General features: G+C 37.2%; 18 protein-coding genes. 8 read left to right on the top strand and 10 right to left on the bottom strand.

The window, feature by feature from the left end:
• Nucleotides 1-45: 45 nt before the first annotated feature.
• The 3 genes from apaG to ABD000_RS12165 are packed head-to-tail and all read right to left on the bottom strand — an operon-like array spanning nucleotide 46 to nucleotide 2766.
• Nucleotides 46-432 carry a Co2+/Mg2+ efflux protein ApaG gene (apaG, locus tag ABD000_RS12175; protein ID WP_343767969.1) on the bottom strand — a complete coding sequence of 129 codons (387 nt, stop codon included), beginning with the start codon at nucleotides 430-432 and terminating at the stop codon, nucleotides 46-48.
• 2 nt (nucleotides 433-434) lie between these two features.
• Nucleotides 435-1547 carry a DUF3667 domain-containing protein gene (locus tag ABD000_RS12170; protein WP_343767966.1) on the bottom strand — a complete coding sequence of 371 codons (1113 nt, stop codon included), beginning with the start codon at nucleotides 1545-1547 and terminating at the stop codon, nucleotides 435-437.
• Nucleotides 1548-1581: 34 nt separating this feature from the next.
• A complete protein-coding gene (locus ABD000_RS12165) occupies nucleotides 1582-2766 on the bottom strand; it encodes a type IX secretion system plug protein (RefSeq protein WP_486323394.1) in 1185 nt (394 codons plus the stop codon).
• A gap of 231 nt (nucleotides 2767-2997) precedes the next feature.
• Between ABD000_RS12165 and ABD000_RS12160 the strand changes: the two genes are divergently transcribed.
• From ABD000_RS12160 to ABD000_RS12125, 8 genes are all read left to right on the top strand, one after another.
• A complete protein-coding gene (locus ABD000_RS12160; protein ID WP_343767961.1) occupies nucleotides 2998-4341 on the top strand; it encodes a Na(+)-translocating NADH-quinone reductase subunit A in 1344 nt (447 codons plus the stop codon).
• A 14-nt stretch (nucleotides 4342-4355) separates the two neighbouring features.
• Nucleotides 4356-5522: an NADH:ubiquinone reductase (Na(+)-transporting) subunit B gene (locus tag ABD000_RS12155; RefSeq protein WP_343767958.1), complete on the top strand. Its 1167-nt coding sequence runs from the start codon at nucleotides 4356-4358 to the stop codon at nucleotides 5520-5522.
• A gap of 1 nt (nucleotide 5523) precedes the next feature.
• Nucleotides 5524-6252, top strand: a complete 729-nt coding sequence (locus ABD000_RS12150) for a Na(+)-translocating NADH-quinone reductase subunit C (RefSeq protein ID WP_343767956.1) — start codon at nucleotides 5524-5526, stop codon at nucleotides 6250-6252.
• Nucleotides 6253-6262: 10 nt separating this feature from the next.
• A complete protein-coding gene (locus ABD000_RS12145) occupies nucleotides 6263-7006 on the top strand; it encodes an NADH:ubiquinone reductase (Na(+)-transporting) subunit D (RefSeq protein WP_343767954.1) in 744 nt (247 codons plus the stop codon).
• Nucleotides 7007-7025: 19 nt separating this feature from the next.
• Nucleotides 7026-7640, top strand: coding sequence for an NADH:ubiquinone reductase (Na(+)-transporting) subunit E (nqrE, locus tag ABD000_RS12140; RefSeq protein ID WP_343767952.1), 615 nt, complete (start codon nucleotides 7026-7028; stop codon nucleotides 7638-7640).
• A gap of 17 nt (nucleotides 7641-7657) precedes the next feature.
• Nucleotides 7658-8947: an NADH:ubiquinone reductase (Na(+)-transporting) subunit F gene (gene nqrF, locus ABD000_RS12135; RefSeq protein WP_343767950.1), complete on the top strand. Its 1290-nt coding sequence runs from the start codon at nucleotides 7658-7660 to the stop codon at nucleotides 8945-8947.
• A 74-nt stretch (nucleotides 8948-9021) separates the two neighbouring features.
• The gene (locus ABD000_RS12130; RefSeq protein ID WP_343767948.1) at nucleotides 9022-9378 is read left to right on the top strand and encodes a Na(+)-translocating NADH-quinone reductase subunit F; all 357 of its coding nucleotides are present in this window, start codon (nucleotides 9022-9024) and stop codon (nucleotides 9376-9378) included.
• Nucleotides 9379-9381: 3 nt separating this feature from the next.
• Complete coding sequence (locus ABD000_RS12125; RefSeq protein ID WP_343767946.1) at nucleotides 9382-10389, top strand: FAD:protein FMN transferase; 1008 nt, start codon at nucleotides 9382-9384, stop codon at nucleotides 10387-10389.
• Here the strand turns inward: ABD000_RS12125 and ABD000_RS12120 are convergent.
• The 7 genes from ABD000_RS12120 to ABD000_RS12090 form a co-directional block, all read right to left on the bottom strand.
• Complete coding sequence (locus ABD000_RS12120) at nucleotides 10379-11152, bottom strand: class I SAM-dependent methyltransferase (protein WP_343767944.1); 774 nt, start codon at nucleotides 11150-11152, stop codon at nucleotides 10379-10381. The two genes, ABD000_RS12125 and ABD000_RS12120, sit on opposite strands and share 11 nt — an antisense overlap.
• A 112-nt stretch (nucleotides 11153-11264) precedes the next feature.
• Nucleotides 11265-12083 (bottom strand): type I methionyl aminopeptidase, encoded by an 819-nt coding sequence (gene map, locus ABD000_RS12115; protein WP_343767941.1) that lies wholly within the window; start codon nucleotides 12081-12083, stop codon nucleotides 11265-11267.
• Nucleotides 12080-12496 carry a BT0820 family HAD-type phosphatase gene (locus ABD000_RS12110; RefSeq protein WP_343767938.1) on the bottom strand — a complete coding sequence of 139 codons (417 nt, stop codon included), beginning with the start codon at nucleotides 12494-12496 and terminating at the stop codon, nucleotides 12080-12082. Before ABD000_RS12110 ends, map begins: the two co-directional genes overlap by 4 nt.
• Before the next feature lie 36 nt (nucleotides 12497-12532).
• A complete protein-coding gene (locus tag ABD000_RS12105) occupies nucleotides 12533-13969 on the bottom strand; it encodes a TolC family protein (protein WP_343767935.1) in 1437 nt (478 codons plus the stop codon).
• Nucleotides 13947-15302: an HlyD family secretion protein gene (locus ABD000_RS12100; RefSeq protein WP_343767932.1), complete on the bottom strand. Its 1356-nt coding sequence runs from the start codon at nucleotides 15300-15302 to the stop codon at nucleotides 13947-13949. Before ABD000_RS12100 ends, ABD000_RS12105 begins: the two co-directional genes overlap by 23 nt.
• Nucleotides 15295-16974, bottom strand: a complete 1680-nt coding sequence (locus ABD000_RS12095; RefSeq protein WP_343767929.1) for a peptidase domain-containing ABC transporter — start codon at nucleotides 16972-16974, stop codon at nucleotides 15295-15297. Before ABD000_RS12095 ends, ABD000_RS12100 begins: the two co-directional genes overlap by 8 nt.
• A gap of 4 nt (nucleotides 16975-16978) precedes the next feature.
• Nucleotides 16979-17650 (bottom strand): TetR/AcrR family transcriptional regulator, encoded by a 672-nt coding sequence (locus ABD000_RS12090; protein ID WP_343767926.1) that lies wholly within the window; start codon nucleotides 17648-17650, stop codon nucleotides 16979-16981.
• Nucleotides 17651-17677: the final 27 nt, after the last annotated feature.

The following is a 17677-nucleotide window of genomic DNA, read 5'->3' as shown; positions in this document are numbered from 1 at the left end:
GTAAAAAATATAGCGGAATAAAATGGAGTAGTACGCGTAAAGCTTTTAGTTAAGAGCGAAAGGACTGCTTAGCTTGAACGAGGGGATATGAACTCTAAATTTTCTAGTGGAGGTAAAATTTACCATGTTGTAATAGCCTCGCATTGCTCCAAAGGGAGAAGTAAGTAAACAACCACTATTATAGGTATGGGATTCACCTGGTTTAATTACTGGTTTTTGACCAATCACGCCTTCACCCTCAACGATTTCTTCGTTGTTAAGCGCATCTTTAATCTTCCAATGGCGAGAAGTTAGCTGTACAGAGTCTTTACTTTGATTCTCAATGGTAATACAATACCCAAAGGCGAAGTGCATTTTATAGTTTTTATAAAATGTACCTTCAAAGGTGGTTTCGACCGAAATTTTAATTCCTCTAGTGACTTGCTGAACCATAATTAACCAAAAATCGCCATCGTAAATAGCGAAGCTACAAACGTTATCCCTGCTAAAGTAATAAATATAAAGCTTAAAAGCATAAATTTTAGGATTGTTTTGATGCGTCCCTGCTGGTAGAAATTTCGCAATGCTTTATAGAGATAGAACATAAACAATAGGAAAATAATATCATCTATCCATTCGACCGAAAAAATAAACCCAAAAAGGACACTGGGGATTAACATAATAAACAAGGCAGTTTGAACGTGAAATGTAAACACCAAATGCTCCATGTAGGTGAACGATCGCCTTATGTAAATTAGTTTGATGAATAGAGCGAATATTGGCAGGTAGAAAAAAATGAGAAATGGCAATTGATCTACGATAGTTTTTAATTCTTCGAGATTATTGATATTAGTATCGAATTCTGCAAAGCGCCTGGCTTTTTTATAGATATTTCGGTTGGTGTAGGAGTATTCATGATTAAGAGAGTCCAGCGCGACTTTTGCATTGATGATGTTAGAATCCTCGTAAAATTTATTGTACAACACAGCTTTCTTCCAGGTTCTGTCAAAAAAACCCATACTATCCATTTCTCGTTGGGTGTAATACTCTTTAAGGTAAGAAGTGTCTGCCTTTCGGCGGAAGTTGCTTTTTAAGGATTTAATCAAAGAGGTTGAATCTCTTTCTGAAGCTTTTACGAGGGAATCCAATACGTAAGGACTCTTGGCAGCTTCTTTAAAATCAAAACCCAGCTCCTCAATATGAGCTTCTTCCTTATAAATTTTTGATGAATCCTCCCACGAGGCTCCCAATCCAATAAGAATAAAAAGTATAATACTTGCGCTAAGGTAAAATCTAAAAGGGTTGGCATACTTCATGCGTTCCCCTTCAATGTAGCGTTTGCTAATAGTGCCCGGTTTAAATAAAAGGTCTTTTAATGTTGTCCTAAATTTAGAATCAACAATGATGATATTTTGAAAAAACTCAGCAAAGAAATCATTAAAAGTAAGTCGCTTCGTAGTATTGAGCTGACCGCATTTAAAGCAGTACTTGTCGCTTACATCAATATGAGCGCCGCAGTTGAGACATTCTTCACTTCTATATTTTCGTAAAAAACGAGAATCTTCCATAGATGCATTATCACGCTAATGCGTCAAAAATACATTAATTTGTAATAGATGTGCTATTGGCTGTACCTTTTCCAACAATGCGATCAAATCTCTCACCAATATCTCTGTAGTAGGCCAATATGGTGTATTCATTTTCGGTTTGCCAAAAGTTTCCGCTAATGAATCCGGGAGCAATTATTCCTTCAGTACTTAATAATACGTACTTATAATTATAGAACCCTTGTTTAAACAAGCGTTGACCAATATATGTGCCTGATTTTTGGTCATAAGTCAAGCGCGTTGAATTATCCAACGAGTAATTATTGAAGTTACCATAGATGTGTAATTCGCCGCCACCTAATTCTGCCTCTGGTTTTACGGTAAAGTGCATATTGATATATTCTGATTCCAACACAGGATCGTCTCCTTGATTAGAATTTACGAGAAAATACCCGTTAATATCAGGATTGAATGTGTAAACATTATTTGCTCTGTAAGGATCCCTGTACAAATAATGTTGATAGATATCATCCAATTCTACTCTTGAGATATTGATCGTAGGAGCACGTAAACTCTTGCTGTCAAAAAATAAAAATTCATTTCCTCCCCAAAAGGCGCTTTCTTCGTCGTAGCGATATACCTGTTCGTTTGCTATATTAAATTGAGGCTCAAGATTATAAATAGCGGTATTGAGATCGTTATTTTGAAAAATCAACGTATGTAGGTTTTGTTTGGGATTTCTAAACAGGATTTGTTCAGAGTCAATACTAAATCTCAAGCTTTGCTTTTTATCAATGGTTTGAATGTTTCGGCTTCGCTTTACTTCGGCTTTTACTGTGGCTAGATTTTGATACACAAAGAATTTACGTGAGAATACGAGATCGCCATCATCATTAAAAATTTTCAGCATGTAATTACCACTTACCTTTAAACGTCTTGTATCTGCATTAGGGATGGAAAGTGTATAATGAGAGTAATAAATGAGCGTACCAACAGAATTTTCATAATTGACAATACGCACATCATCAAAACCATCCAGATACTCATTTTTAGCCAGAGCAGATGGTTTCCAATCAAAATTATAATGTTCAATGGTATAATAGTAATCAGCTTCGTCACCATTTATATCATCAAACGTAAGATTAAGAGGTTCTCCTAATTTAATAACAGGCGTTCCGGCATACGTATTATTACCCTTAAATTGAATGGTTCTAATATTATCTGGAGCAATAACTTCCATTTCCTGAGCTAGGGTTGGAGGTATAAAAAGGATACAAAGTAAATATGGTAAATATTTCACAGCAAGAAGTGCTTTAGTTAAACAGTGAAGACCAAATATAGTGCCTAAAATACAAATGAATATTTAACAGTTTTGTTTAAGGAAAAATACTCCGATGGATTTAGAAATTAATCTTTTAATTGTTAAATTTGCACGTTTTTTAACGAGTAAGATTTTATTTAAATCCACCCTATGTCGATAGACTTAAAAATTAAGAAAGGACTTCGTTTGAAGCTTAAAGGTGAAGCTGAAAAAATTCTTTCTGATGCGCCCCGATCAAAATCGTATGCCATCAAACCCGCCGATTTTCATTCTGTTGTACCAAAAATGGTTGTCAAAGAAGGAGCTAAAGTACTAGCAGGTGATGAGTTATTCTTTTCAAAGTATAGTGATACGCTTCGGTTTACTTCGCCTGTAAGTGGGACAGTAAAAGAAATTGTTAGGGGTGAAAAAAGAAGAGTGCTTTCTATTATCATTGAAGCAGACGCTCAAAATGCCTACAAGGATTTTGGTAAAGTTGATCTCTCTTCCGCCACCGGTGACGAAATAAAAAATCATATTTTTAAAAGTGGTTGTGGTGCTTTTATCATTCAGCGACCTTACGATATTGTGGCAAATGCAGAGGATACTCCAAAATCTATCGTAATTTCCACATATAATTCTGCTCCATTAGCAGCAGATTTAGAGTTTGTACTTAAAAATAAACAGGAAGCTTTTCAAGCTGGAATAACTGCACTTTCTAAATTAACTCCGGGTAAGGTTTACTTGGGAGTAGAGAAAAATACAGCATCATATCTAGCCGACGTAGCCGATGCTGAAATTGTGAAAATTAAAGGGCCGCATCCCGCAGGCAATGTTGGCACTATCATTCATAAGGTTGATCCGATCAATCCTGGTGAACGCGTTTGGACTATTGGGGCCGAAGATGTCGCTACCATTGGGAATCTTTTCTTAACGGGTAACTTCAAAGCAGATCGTACGATTGCTGTGGTGGGTAGCGAAGCACATGACCCTAAATATTACCATGGTACTATTGGAATGTATGCCCCAGACCTTGTTGGAGATGTTTCTAATGAAGTGCGGTTAATCTCTGGTGACGTATTTACCGGTGATCAGTTGAGTGCCCACGATTATGTTGGATTTTACGACAATGAATTAACGTTAATTCCTGAAGGAAATAACTATAGAATGTTTGGTTGGATGCCATTTAAAGATAATCACATTCATTCTAATTCGCCCACCTCTTTGGCATGGTTATTTCCTAATAAAAAATATGCTCCAGATACCAATCTTAATGGTGAAGAACGTGCTCTTGTAGTAACCGGGGAGATGGAGGAAGTAATGCCAATGGATATTTATCCAATGCAATTATTAAAGGCATGTATGGCCGGTGATATTGAAAAGATGGAGAACCTTGGAATATACGAAGTTGCTCCTGAAGATTTTGCACTGGTGGATTATGTCAATACCTCTAAATTGGAAGCACAGGAAGTGATACGAACTGGATTAGATTTAATGATTACTGAAGTTGGTTAAAAAGAAATAATGCTATGAATTTTTTAAGAAAACAACTAGACAAAATTAAAGCCCCTTTTCAACCGGGTGAGAAGTACGAAAAATTTGCTCCTGCAGTAAATGCATTTGATACATTTTTATTTGTACCTAATCACACGACAAAAAAAGGAGCACATATTAGAGATGCTGTAGATTTAAAGCGTACCATGATTACTGTTGTACTTGCTTTAGTACCCGCTCTGATATTTGGAATGTGGAATGCAGGATATCAATACTTACATCAAATCCAAGCCGAAGTAGGTTTTTGGGAAGCATTCTCACATGGCGCATGGAAAATTTTACCTATGATTGCCGTTTCTTACGGAGTCGGGTTGGGAATTGAGTTCTTATTTGCAATATATAGGGGTCATGAAGTAAATGAAGGATATTTGGTTACAGGGCTGTTGATACCAATGATTATGCCGGTAGATATACCATTGTGGATGGTTGCATTATCTGTTGTATTCGCTGTGTTAATAGGGAAAGAAGCTTTTGGAGGAACAGGGATGAACATTCTTAATCCTGCGCTTACTGCCAGAGCATTTGCCTTTTTTGCTTATCCTACCTACATGTCTGGTAACCAAGTATGGGTGAGTGAGGCGGCATCAGTTGATGCAGTTTCGGGAGAGACTATATTAGGGTCACTTGCTGCAGGAAATAGTAATATAGAATACAGTTCGTTAGATATGTTTAGCGGTTTAATCCCTGGGTCTATCGCAGAAACATCAACCGCTTTTATTTTGTTAGGAGCGCTGATTCTCATTCTTACTAAAGTAGGGGACTGGAGAATTATTTTAAGTGGATTTATTGGAGCGGCAGTGATGGGAATGATATTTAACGCAGTTGACGCAAATGCACTTACCAATTTCCCATGGTACAATCACCTTATCGTTGGTGGCTTAGCATTTGGCATAGTGTTTATGGCGACTGATCCCGTATCTGGTGCACAAACTTTTAAAGGAAAATGGATTTATGGTTTCCTTATCGGGTTATTTGCGGTGATGATAAGAATTTTCAATCCGGCATATCCTGAAGGGATTATGCTTGCGATTTTACTAATGAATGTCTTTGCTCCAACAATCGATCACTACGTCGTTCAAGGTAATATTAAAAAGAGAAAGAAACGAGCAGCAAAAGCTCAGGCTAATTTAAAAACAGCGTAATATGAATACAAACAGTAACGGATACACGTTTTTCTTTGCCGTAGCTATGGTGCTAGTGGTAGCTGCAACTTTAGCATTTACAGCTACTTCCTTGCAAGAACGTCAATATGAAAATGTACGCCTGGAGAAGATGCAAAATATCTTGATGACCGTTGGTGTTGAGACTGATCGTGAAGGTGCCGAAGCTTTGTTCAATCAATATATTACCCAACAAGTGTCTTTAAATCCAGATGGGAGTATTGATGAAGAGGTAAATGCATTTGAACTTGATTTAGCAAAAGAGCTTAAAAAACCAATAGAGGAACAACACTTTCCGCTATATGTTGCAGATATTGAAGGTAAGAATTATTATATTATCCCTTTGCGTGGAGCAGGATTATGGAATGCTATCTGGGGGTATATTTCTCTTAAAGACGATATTAATACTATCAAGGGAGCTACCTTTGATCATTTAGGTGAAACAGCAGGTCTGGGAGCAGAAATCACTCAAATGTGGTTTAGAAAGCGTTTTGAAGATGAACGTATTTTTGATGAAAGTGGAGCTCTTGCAGGAGTCTCAGTAATAAAAGGATATAAAGGTGGAAATGCTAAAGATGATAACGCAGTAGATGCAATTTCTGGAGCAACTATAACCGGTGACGGAGTAACAGATATGATTACAGAACGTTTAGAACATTATTTACCTTATTTCAAAAAACAACCAACGTTTAAAGTAGCTTCAGCTTACTAATTAATGCATCATGAAGAAAGACCAAGAAAATTTATCAGCACAAGAGGCCAAGAAAAAAGAAATGATTCTTTTTCTATCCAGTTCTGAAGAAAAAGAACATTTTTTATCTAAAAATAATCGAAAGTTACTTTCAGATCCTTTAGATGACAACAATCCCATCACTGTTCAAGTATTAGGAATATGTTCGGCTTTAGCGATTACAGTTCAACTTAAACCTGCTATCGTAATGTCATTAGCAGTAGTGGCTGTAATGGCGTTTAGTAATATGATCATTTCGATTTTACGTAATGTCATACCTTCACGTATTCGTATAATCGTCCAGTTGGTAGTAGTAGCAGCAATGGTAATCTTGGTAGATCAAGTACTTCGGGCATTTGCGTATGATGTAAGTAAAGAGTTATCTATTTTTATTGGTTTGATTATTACAAACTGTATCGTAATGGGTCGTTTAGAAGCCTTCGCACTTGGTAATGGTGTATGGAAATCGTTTCTTGATGGCGTTGGTAATGCAGCGGGATATGGATTAATTCTAATAATCGTGGCTTTCTTTAGAGAGTTATTTGGCTCAGGAAAATTATTAGGATTTGAAGTTTTAGGACATAAGGGAGTAACCCTGGCAGAATCAACTGGATTATATGCATTAGGATATGAAAATAATGGACTAATGTTATTATCGCCTATGGCACTTATTGTTGTGGGGCTTATTATCTGGGTTCAGCGGGCACGCAACCGTAAATTAATCGAAGAAAACTAAACAGCTAGAAATCATTATTATGGATTTAGTTAATCTATTTGTAAAAAGTATTTTTGTAGAGAACATGATCTTTGCCTATTTCTTAGGCATGTGTTCCTACCTTGCCGTTTCAAAAACGGTAAAAACGGCTGTTGGTTTAGGAGCGGCAGTAATTTTTGTTTTGGTGGTAACAATACCTGTAAATTATTTGCTGGACACCTATTTGCTTCGCCCTGGGGCGTTAGTCTGGCTTGATCCAGAATATGCCAGTGTTGATTTGAGTTTCTTGAGTTTTATCATGTTTATTGCAGTAATTGCCTCTATGGTACAATTGGTAGAAATGATTGTTGAAAAATTTGCTCCTGCCTTATATGGTGCGTTGGGGATTTTTCTTCCACTTATTGCTGTGAACTGTGCTATCTTAGGGGGTTCATTATTCATGCAACAAAAAGACTTTAGTGGTATTGGTGAATCTGCAGTTTATGGATTAGGTAGTGGGATTGGTTGGTTTTTAGCGATCATCGGTATCGCTGCAATACGCGAAAAAATTGCATACTCTAATGTTCCTGCTCCATTAAAGGGACTTGGGATTACATTTATTATAACAGGTCTAATGGCGTTGGGTTTTATGAGTTTTATGGGTATTAAATTGTAAAAGAAAAAGAAAAAGCTATGACAGTAATTATCGCAAGTGTAATTGTTTTTCTCATGTTAATGCTGATTTTGGTGAGTATCCTACTAGGGGCTAAAGCTAAGTTGGTACCTTCAGGTCCGGTCACTATTAACATTAATGGAGAACGTGATATGGAGGTTGACTCTGGAGCTACTCTGCTTAATACCTTAAGTAATAATAAATTGTTTTTACCTTCTGCATGTGGTGGTGGAGGAACCTGTATCCAGTGTAAATGTATCGTTGAAGATGGAGGCGGAACGATTCTTCCTACAGAAGAACCTCATTTTACCAGAAAAGAAATTGCCGAAGGTTGGCGTCTTGGTTGCCAGGTTAAGGTAAAGCAAGACATGAAAATTGAAATTCCTGAAGAAATCTTTGGAATTAAAAAGTGGGACGCTGTGGTAGTGCGTAACTATAATGTGGCTTCGTTTATTAAAGAATTTGTGGTTGAAATCCCCGAAGATATGGACTATGAAGCAGGAGGGTATATCCAAATAGAAGTGCCTAAATGCGAAGTAAAATATCAGGAAATGGATATTACGGCTCACCCAAAAGAGCACCCGGGTGAACCTGAAAAGTTTAAAGCAGAGTGGGATAAGTTTAACCTGTGGCCACTAGTGATGAAAAATCCTGAAGTTGTAGAACGTGCTTATTCTATGGCATCTTTCCCGGCAGAGGGTCGTGAGATTATGTTAAATGTTCGTATTGCAACTCCGCCATGGGATCGTGCTAAAAATGGATGGATGGATGTAAATCCTGGTGTAGCTTCATCATATATCTTTGGATTAAAAGAAGGAGATAAGTGTGTGATATCCGGACCTTACGGTGAATTTTTTATCAACCACAGTGAAGCAGAAATGTTGTACGTAGGTGGTGGAGCAGGAATGGCACCTATGCGTTCGCATTTATATCACTTATTTAGAACCCTACAAACAGGACGTAAAGTTACCTTTTGGTATGGAGGGCGTTCAAAGCGCGAATTGTTCTATACGGAGCATTTTAGAGCGTTGGAGCGTGATTTTCCTAATTTTAAATTCTATCTAGCTTTATCTGAACCTATGGAAGAAGACAACTGGAAGGTAAAAGATAGTCTAGATGGCGATGGCGATGGGTTTGTAGGATTTATACATCAGGTGGTAATTGACAATTACTTATCAAAGCATGAAGAGCCCGAAGATATTGAACTTTATTTTTGTGGACCTCCTCTTATGAACCAGGCGGTTCAAAAAATGGGAGAAGATTTTGGAATTCCAGACGAGAACATACGTTTTGATGATTTTGGTGGATAATCAAGTCGTTAAAATTCAATTAAGATCAAAGCCGGCAGTACTGTCGGCTTTTCTATTTACGTACCTTTAGCATTATGTCAAAAGAGCTGTCAAAACAAGAACTTCATAACCTGGCGATGAATATTGTAGGTAAAGATTTAGAGGATCAGGGCTATGAGTTTTTGGGGGTAAACAGTAAACTCAAAAAAGATCCTCAATTCGTTGCGCTAAAGAATAAAAAACTTCATTTTGTGATCGTAAGGCATATCACGTATCCAGAAGATCCTAAAAAATACGATGCGGTTTTTATGGAAACTATTAAAGAACACGCCTTAAAATTTAAAGCCAGAACTTTTTTTGCAGGAGTGGGCATTGCCAACTCAAAAGATTATGAATTACCCGTATTAGCAGACGAATACGTAATTAACTATGACGGACTTCAAGAAATATAACCGATGAAAAAACTCATTTTTCTATTCGCATTAACGCTCCTGGTAGCCTGCGGCAAAGCACCAAATAAACAGGTGTTAAGTGGCAGAGCGCTGGGTACGACTTATAACATAAGTTACTTTGACTTAGAGAATACGCTAGTTGAGCGTAAGGTGGATTCTGTGATTGATGCTGTTAATCAATCCATGAGCACGTATATCGATAGCTCTGATATTTCAAAAATAAACCGCGGTGATTCTACTATTAAAGTAGATCGTATGTTTAGAGAAGTGATGGATGTGTCTAAAGATATTCATCAAAGAACGCAGGGTATATTCGATCCTACAGTCGGTAATCTTATCAATTTTTATGGATTTGGTGCCGAAGAAAAATCAGTGCGGGTTGATTCTATCTTGGTTGACTCACTTATGAACTACGTAGGCTTTGAAAAAGTAAGCATATCAGCTGAAGGTTATATAAAAAAAGAAAATCCCGAAATCTATTTAGAATTTAATGCGATCGCAAAGGGTTATGCCATTGACCGAATAGGACATTCACTTAGAGATCTTGGAGCAGATCATTTTTTGATCGAGTTGGGTGGCGAACTGTTGGCTCAAGGAATTAATATTGAAAAAGACAAGCCTTGGGTTGTAGGAGTAGATGATCCAATTACGGCAGATCGGGAACGAGGAACACAGACCGCGTTGAATTTACGTAACCGTGGGATGGCAACCAGCGGGAATTATAGAAAATTTAAGATAGATTCTATCACAGGTCAACGATATTTGCACATCATCAATGCTAACACAGGATATCCCGAAAAGACAGACGTTCTCAGCGCATCGGTGCTCGCGGTTACCTGCGCAGAGGCAGATGCTTACGCCACAGCATTTATGGCAATGGGAGTAGAAGAGTCCAAGAAATTACTCAACTCCTTGGCGGGAATACAAGCTTATCTTGTTTATATAGATGACGCTGATGAAACGCAGGTCTTCGTAACACCGGGATTTGAGAAGGAGATCGTTAATCCTTAGGTTTATAACATATCGGTAAAATCTCCCCGGGAGCTAATCGATAATGATCTACCTTTTCCGCGGTAAGCGAAACAGATAAGTTTACTTCTTCTACTGTAAAACCAATACTTCTTAGTGTATCAAAATAATCTTTGCCATAAATCCTTACATGATCATACTGGCCAAAGATTCTGCTGCGTTCTGCGCGATCGGTGATGCTGTCATCTTCAAACGTCTTCTCGCGATTTAGGTCTTGAGGAACTTGCAGAATAGCCATTCCGCCGGGTTTTAATACGCGATATAATTCCTGCATCGCCTTTTTATCGTTTGGAATATGTTCTAAGACATGATTACAAAAAATGGTGTCGTAGCTATTATCATCAAAAGGTAAGTCACAAATATCTGCTTTTACATCGGCTAGTGGAGAGTTGAGGTCTGTGGTAGTATAGTCTAAATGTATTAAGTTTTTAAATCGCCTGTAAAATGCCTGCTCTGGTGCAAAATGCAGGACCTTTTGTGGCTCACTAAAAAAGTTAGTGTGATTTTTTAAATAGAGCCATAATAATCTGTGCCGTTCCAAAGAAAGGGTAGAGGGAGAGAGCACATTATCGCGCTGATGAACATATCCATACGGCAGAAATTTTCTAAAGCTTCTTCCATCAATGGGATCTGTATAGGTGTTGCCGCGTAAAAAGAATGAGACTATCGGCCTTATAAGATAGCTTAGGCTGATAAGCCAAGGCCTGGGGATTGTATTGAGGAAATATTTAAAGATTTTTTTCAATCGGTTTTAATATAGTTTTCTATAACATCTCCCTTAATACCTCCTTATTAGACGGGAATAATCCAAGTAAATTTTGAAGTTTCCTCCAAAAATAGGGGGATTTAGGAGTGTGTTATAATTCATTTAAAACCTTTCTAAACTCATCTTCTTCATCACTAGCTATACCCAAAGCTTCATATACATAGTCGAATGTAGATAGTAGTTCTGGTTGACCATTGACTAATGCCACATTATGTTCAAAATGCGCGCTGGGCTTTTTGTCTGCGGTAATGATTGTCCACCCATCTTTAAGTTGTTTTACACGGTGGGTGCCCAGATTAATCATAGGTTCAATGGCGATGGTCATCCCTTCTATGAACTTTTTACCCCTACCTCTTCTTCCAAAATTAGGAATCTCTGGATCTTCATGTAACTTTTTACCTAAGCCATGACCTACTAATTCTCTTACCACGCCATATCCATGCGCTTCGCAGTAGGCTTGTATCGCATAGCCAATATCACCGGTTCGATTTCCTGCTTTAAAAGCTCTTATGCCAACATATAGGGATTCTTTAGTAACTTGAAGAAGCTTTTTAGTCTCAGGTGCCACTTCACCAATTTCAAAGGTGTACGCATGATCTCCATAAAAAGTATCTTTTATCGCACCGCAATCCACAGAAACAATGTCGCCTTCTTCTAGAGGAATATCGGTAGGTAAACCGTGTACTACAGCCTCATTTACACTGGTAAGTAGCGTAGAGGGGCAACCGTATAATCCTAAAAACCCCGGTTTTGCGCCTTGATCTCTAATAAACTCCTCTGCTCTTTTATCAAGTTCTTTTGTGGTGACTCCCGGTTTTAATTCTTTTGCGATCATGCCTAAGGTTCTAGAAACTACTAACGCAGCTTCTCTCATCAACACAATTTCTTCAGCAGTTTTAGGTATAATCATAGCTTTTTGATCCAGCTTAACATTTTGTTTTCTTTTTTAGTTACAGTTGGTACCTCAGGTTTTGTATGAGTCAAACGTTGATACACATCACCCCATTGCATAAGACCTCCAATATTGCGATCATCAATGAACAAATCGGCGTGAATTTTTCGGCTTACGTCTTGTTCAAACTCCTCTTCGGGATAACTTTTATTCACTGCATAAAACTCTAATCCCTGTTGTTTACAAAAGTCAACAGCTTCATCTAATTTACTCCCATGACGATATGTCCATAAAATGAGTTGGTGTCCTTCTTCTTGAAGCTTTTTCAGAGTTTCAAAGGCAAACAAAATAGGCTTGCCAATGGCTGGAAACGCATTTTCAACGATGGTTCCATCAAAATCTACGGCTATGGTTAAGGTCTTATTTTGCATTGGTGCAAAAGTAGGAATATTTTGGCAGAAGGAGGCTTAGAGATTCTCTGGATTAATCGCAAGGCTTTTGAACAATTTAGCCTTAGCTTCATAGAATTTATTCTGTTGATCGATCTGCTTTAGTTTAGATTCTATGAGCTTCTGTTCTCGCGTATTGACCAAAAATAGGGAGCTCTCTCCAAAGCTGAATTTGCGTTCCTCTGCCGCAACTAACCTGGAATAGTTGTCAACTATATTTAAAATCAAGTCGTTTTGCAGCACGTAGGAATCCAGTTCCTGATAGATTCCAAGAATGTCATTTTTTATCGTTATTTCTGCCAGAGATAAATCTAATTCTGCATCCTGAACTTTAATTTTAGCTAGTTTTAAGTCTCCACGTTCTTTACGTAGAAATAATGGCACGCTAAAGACAAATCCGCTTTTATAGTTCGCGGTATTGAATGATTGAGTTTCTTCAGGTGTCTGACTAAGAAAATTATATTCTAAGTCTAAAGTGGGTAAAAGTTTATTCGCTTTTAAGCGCCTATCCACGTTAAGTTGATCTAATTTAAACTGAAGCGACAGTAATTTAGGATGATTCTCAATATTGAAATCGCTCAAGGGTCGCCCCGCAATTTCTAATGAGGTATCAATTTCTTCCGAAATAAAAATATCTGGAACCACACCGGGTTGTAGTTCTACCGGAAGGTTATCTGCTAACCATAAATAATTGGATAAGGCTAAACTCGCCTTCACAAATCGAATACGTGCTTTTTCTAGCTCTAAGAAACGATTTTGCACCGTAATTTTTGCTTCCAGGGTGTCGATAATAGGGCGATCACCTGCAAGGGCAGAGGATTTAATTCCTTCAAATCGTATTTGAGCATTTTCTACAAAATTATCAAATACAAGAACCTGCGAATAAGTTCGAACCCAATCAAAATACGTAAGCGATGCCTCAAACAGAATTTTGTTTACCGCTAAATCCCGATCGGCTTTAGATTGTTCTCGCATTATTTTTGCCTGTTTTAAGGTTGCCATGCGATCATTAATCAAAAATCCTTCTAAGGCAGAAAAAGATATACCGGCATTATACAGTCCCTCCTGCGGAACATCCAATTGCGGATTTAAAAAGACTCCTTCATTTTCTTCAAATTGTGCTTTGAGCTCAATCCCATACCAGGTAGGAATTTTAAAGGTAGCATTAAGAATGTCGTAATATTCTGTATTCTTAAATTTTTTACGGGAATAGTCTACATCAATTTTAGGGTCAAAGCTTCCTCTTGACTTGAGCAAGTTTGCTTCAGCCTGATTTAGAATTAAAGCGGCTTGTTTTGCAACCGGGTGAAATTCTTTTACCAGTCCTAAATACTCATTATAGGAAAGCACCGTAGTATCTGCCACAGCGATAACTTCTTGAGCAGCTAAGGTGTTGCAGGTCAAAAGAATATTTATGAGGAAAAAGTATGCTTTATTTTTTAGACTGTGAAGCATCCTTGCTATTTTCAGGTTGATAATAGTTAGGTGGGAATCCATTTAGGCGACGCCATAGTTCAAACCAAATAGGAACATCTTCTAGTAGTGCCATGGTAAATGCTCCAGATCCTACTCTAATCTCATCTGGCCACTCATGATCTGCGGGATCAGGTTTGATTAAGACGCGATATTTTCCATTTTCACTGATAAAAGTTTCAATTGCCACTACTTGACCACCGTATGTCCCATAAGATACATTGGGCCAACCTCTAAAAATGATTGCCGGCCAGCCATCAAATTGAATACGAACTTCTTCCCCTAAATGAATAAGTGGTAAATCTATAGGCGCTACAAAGGTTTCAACGGCAACATCATAATCTGATGGCATTATTCTCACTAATTTGTCTCCCTCTTTAAAGGTTTCGCCCACCCCGGATATAATAGCCCTATTAATAAAACCATTTTGAGGGGCTAGTACGAAATAAAGTGAATTACGCATTTCATAGTTGGTATATTCACTTTCTAATTTGGTTACTTGAGCTTCGGCATTAAATTGATCAGATTGAGCGGTTAGCTGGTCGCTTTCAGCTTTAGATATTTTATTCGTGTATTCTGCCCCGATTCTGTTGAGCTCTACTTTAGCGTTAAGGACTTCATTTTTGCTGGCGTATAATTTGTTTTCTTGAGAAATCCGTTTTGCCTGAGTTTCTTGAAGCTTTAGTCTTTTTTCTTCAACATCTGTTACTGCTTTTAGACCCTCACTTTCTAATTGTGAAGTACGCGCAAATTGGCGTTCAGCAATAGTCAGGTTTGTCTTGGCGGCTTCTAGTTCGATGCTGTCGCTCTGCACTTTTAGTTTGGCCTGGATTAGTTTATTTCGGGCTTGCTCAAGTTTTAATTGAAGTTCGTTTCTAAGTGCACCAATATTGGTTCCTAAAGCCCTAACCTTATTTTCATAGGAATCAACAGACATGTTTTTTGCTAGGATCTGTTTTCCCGTACGCTCAACCAGTGCCGGATCAAAATATTCATTCTTAACTTCAGATATTCGCAAAATGGTATCCCCTTTTTTTACAAATTGTCCTTCTCGTACATACCATTTCTCAATTCGCCCAGGTATGGGAGATTGTATCGTCTGGGGCCTATGATCAGGTTGTAGCGTAGTGACGAACCCTTCACCCGTAATATTTTGTGTCCAGGGTAAAAACAAAATAATCAATGCAATGATAGAAAATATAATCAAAAACTGATTGAAATGTTTGAAGTGGCGCTTATGAAAAACCCGCTCAGACGATTTGTAGCTAGAAATATCTACCTTGTCATTAAGACTATTGTTAGAAATATTAAGCATTATTATCAGATTTTTTATTCAACAATCCATCACTCAATGTATAGACTGTTCCGCATTTTCGCGACCATTTTTCGTTTTGACTTACAACAACTAACGCCCATGGACGATCGTTATTAGATAAGAAATTCATGATACGTTCAGCTTCATTTTCTTCTATTTGATCTAATGGATCTTTAAGAATAAGCATGGTTGGTTTACGTACAATACTTCTAGCTAAGACTATTTTTTTTGCTATAGTATAGGGTATTTGTTTGCCTTCAGGATAGATCATAGTCTGTAAACCTTTAGGTTGGCTCTTTAGAAATTTCATTAAGCCCGCATGTTTTATTGCCCATCGAATATCCTCTTGTGAAATATTCTTATCGCCAAAAGTGATATTATCCTGTAATGTACCTTCAAACGGGCTCTCATCTGTAAGAGACTGGCCAAGATGAGATCTGTAATAGTTTAAGTTCAGTCCTTGTAATGCCACATCGTTTACGTAGATGGTTCCGCTTGTTGGCTCTACTAAGCCTGCCACTAACTTAAGTAAGGTAGCCTTTCCTGATCCGTTAGGTCCCTGAATTAATATACTACAGCGCGGCGTGATATTGAAGGAAATATTCTTCAATAAAGGACTTGTCGAATCAGGATATTGAAAACTTATATTATCTAATTCTACTTTAAAGGATTCATTATCTTCAAAAGGTTCCTCACCTTCTTGCGGCTCTAATTTTTTATCGACTACCTGTCCTAACTTTTCTAAAGATGTAAGCACATCATAAAAAGATTCTAACCCAACGATCAATTTTTCGACAGATCCTATTACAAGTAAAATAATTATTTCAGCCGCGACAAATTGTCCTATATTCATTTGTTGATTAAGTACTAAAAATCCACCAATAAATAAAAGACCGGCAGTTACTAACACCTTAAAACCAATCATTTGTGCGAACTGAAGGATTAAAATTTTGAAGTGACTTTCACGATGCTTTAAATAGCCATCCACCAAATAATCATTTTTTTTAAGTGCTAAATTACTTTTGCCCGAAAGTTTAAAGCTAATAATAGTTCTAGCAATCTCCTGTATCCAGTGGGCTACTTTATACTTAGACTTTGATTCCATTAAACTGGTATCCAAACCTCTTTGCGCAGTGAACTTGAATACAATATAAATGAGAACTACTAGTAGTAAACCGTAAATAATAAAAAATGGGTGGTAAAATGATAATAATGCCAGACCAAAAATGATTTGAAGAATGGCGGCAGGATAATCTACTAAAATTTTTGAAAGACCTTTTTGAAGTGTTAATGTATCAAAAAATCTATTTGCTAGCTCTGGTGGATAAAAATTTCGTAATTCACTCATTTGAATTTTGGGAAATCGATACGCAAATTCAAAAGAAGATCGGGTAAAGATTTTTTGTTGCACATTTTCAATAATTCTAATTTGCATCAATTGTAAAATTCCTACAAAAGCAACACCCAATGTGACTATTATGGTTAATACAATCCATGAAGTGCTGATTTGAGCTCCTTGTAGGAGATTTATAATGGCTTGAATACCTAGCGGAAGTGATAAATTCACTAATCCAGCAAATACAGCATAGTAGAATATTTGAAGAATATCTTTTCGGTCAAGTTTTAGCAAGCCTGCGAGACGTTGCCATGAAGTTAGAATTTTTTTTTCCATAGCTTTATTTCAAAACATTTGTTGTTAAATGAACGAAGTACGCAGTTGGGGACACATGCTCATTACAATCTGTGATAGAAGTAAAATGATCCTGTAAAAATTGCTGGTGTAAAGATCCCTCTAATATTGTACTAGCTAGACTTGAAGGATAAGGATAGGTTGAATTCACAGATTGAATCATCTTGCTTAAGTGCATGGCGAGACGTTTATAAACCATAAAATAGCCTTCTTTATTTTCTTTATCCACCTCTTTGGTCAAAAAGGATTTTGAATATTCTTCAATTAAAATTTTATGTAATTTACTTTCATTAATATGCCCGTATGACGAATCTTGTTGAATCTCTTGAGTAAGAATTTCAATGGCTTTATGTAGTTTTTTTTGAGAATTATCTATGCTGTTTGTAGCTAATACAAGCTGAAGTTCCATCCATCCCCAGTACCAGTTTGTAAGGTAGAGGAGGAGTTTATGTTTGTTTTCAAAATAGCGATAAATTGAACTTTCATTAGACCCAATAGCCGTACCTAGCTTTTTAAAGGTGAATTGTTCAAAGCCCAATTCATGAATCATCTCAATACTGGCAGATAAGATACGTTTACCCAAATCAGAGGATTCAGGGTCTTTCACGTATAATTTATCAGTAAGTTCAATTTTTAACGAGTCTAGTAAGGTATTCATGCCTGCAAGTTACAGACAAACCTGATA

Origin of the sequence: Gangjinia marincola (assembly GCF_039523415.1) — a bacterium.
Lineage (GTDB): Bacteria > Bacteroidota > Bacteroidia > Flavobacteriales > Flavobacteriaceae > Gangjinia > Gangjinia marincola.
This window is presented reverse-complemented; position numbering and strand designations above follow the sequence as displayed.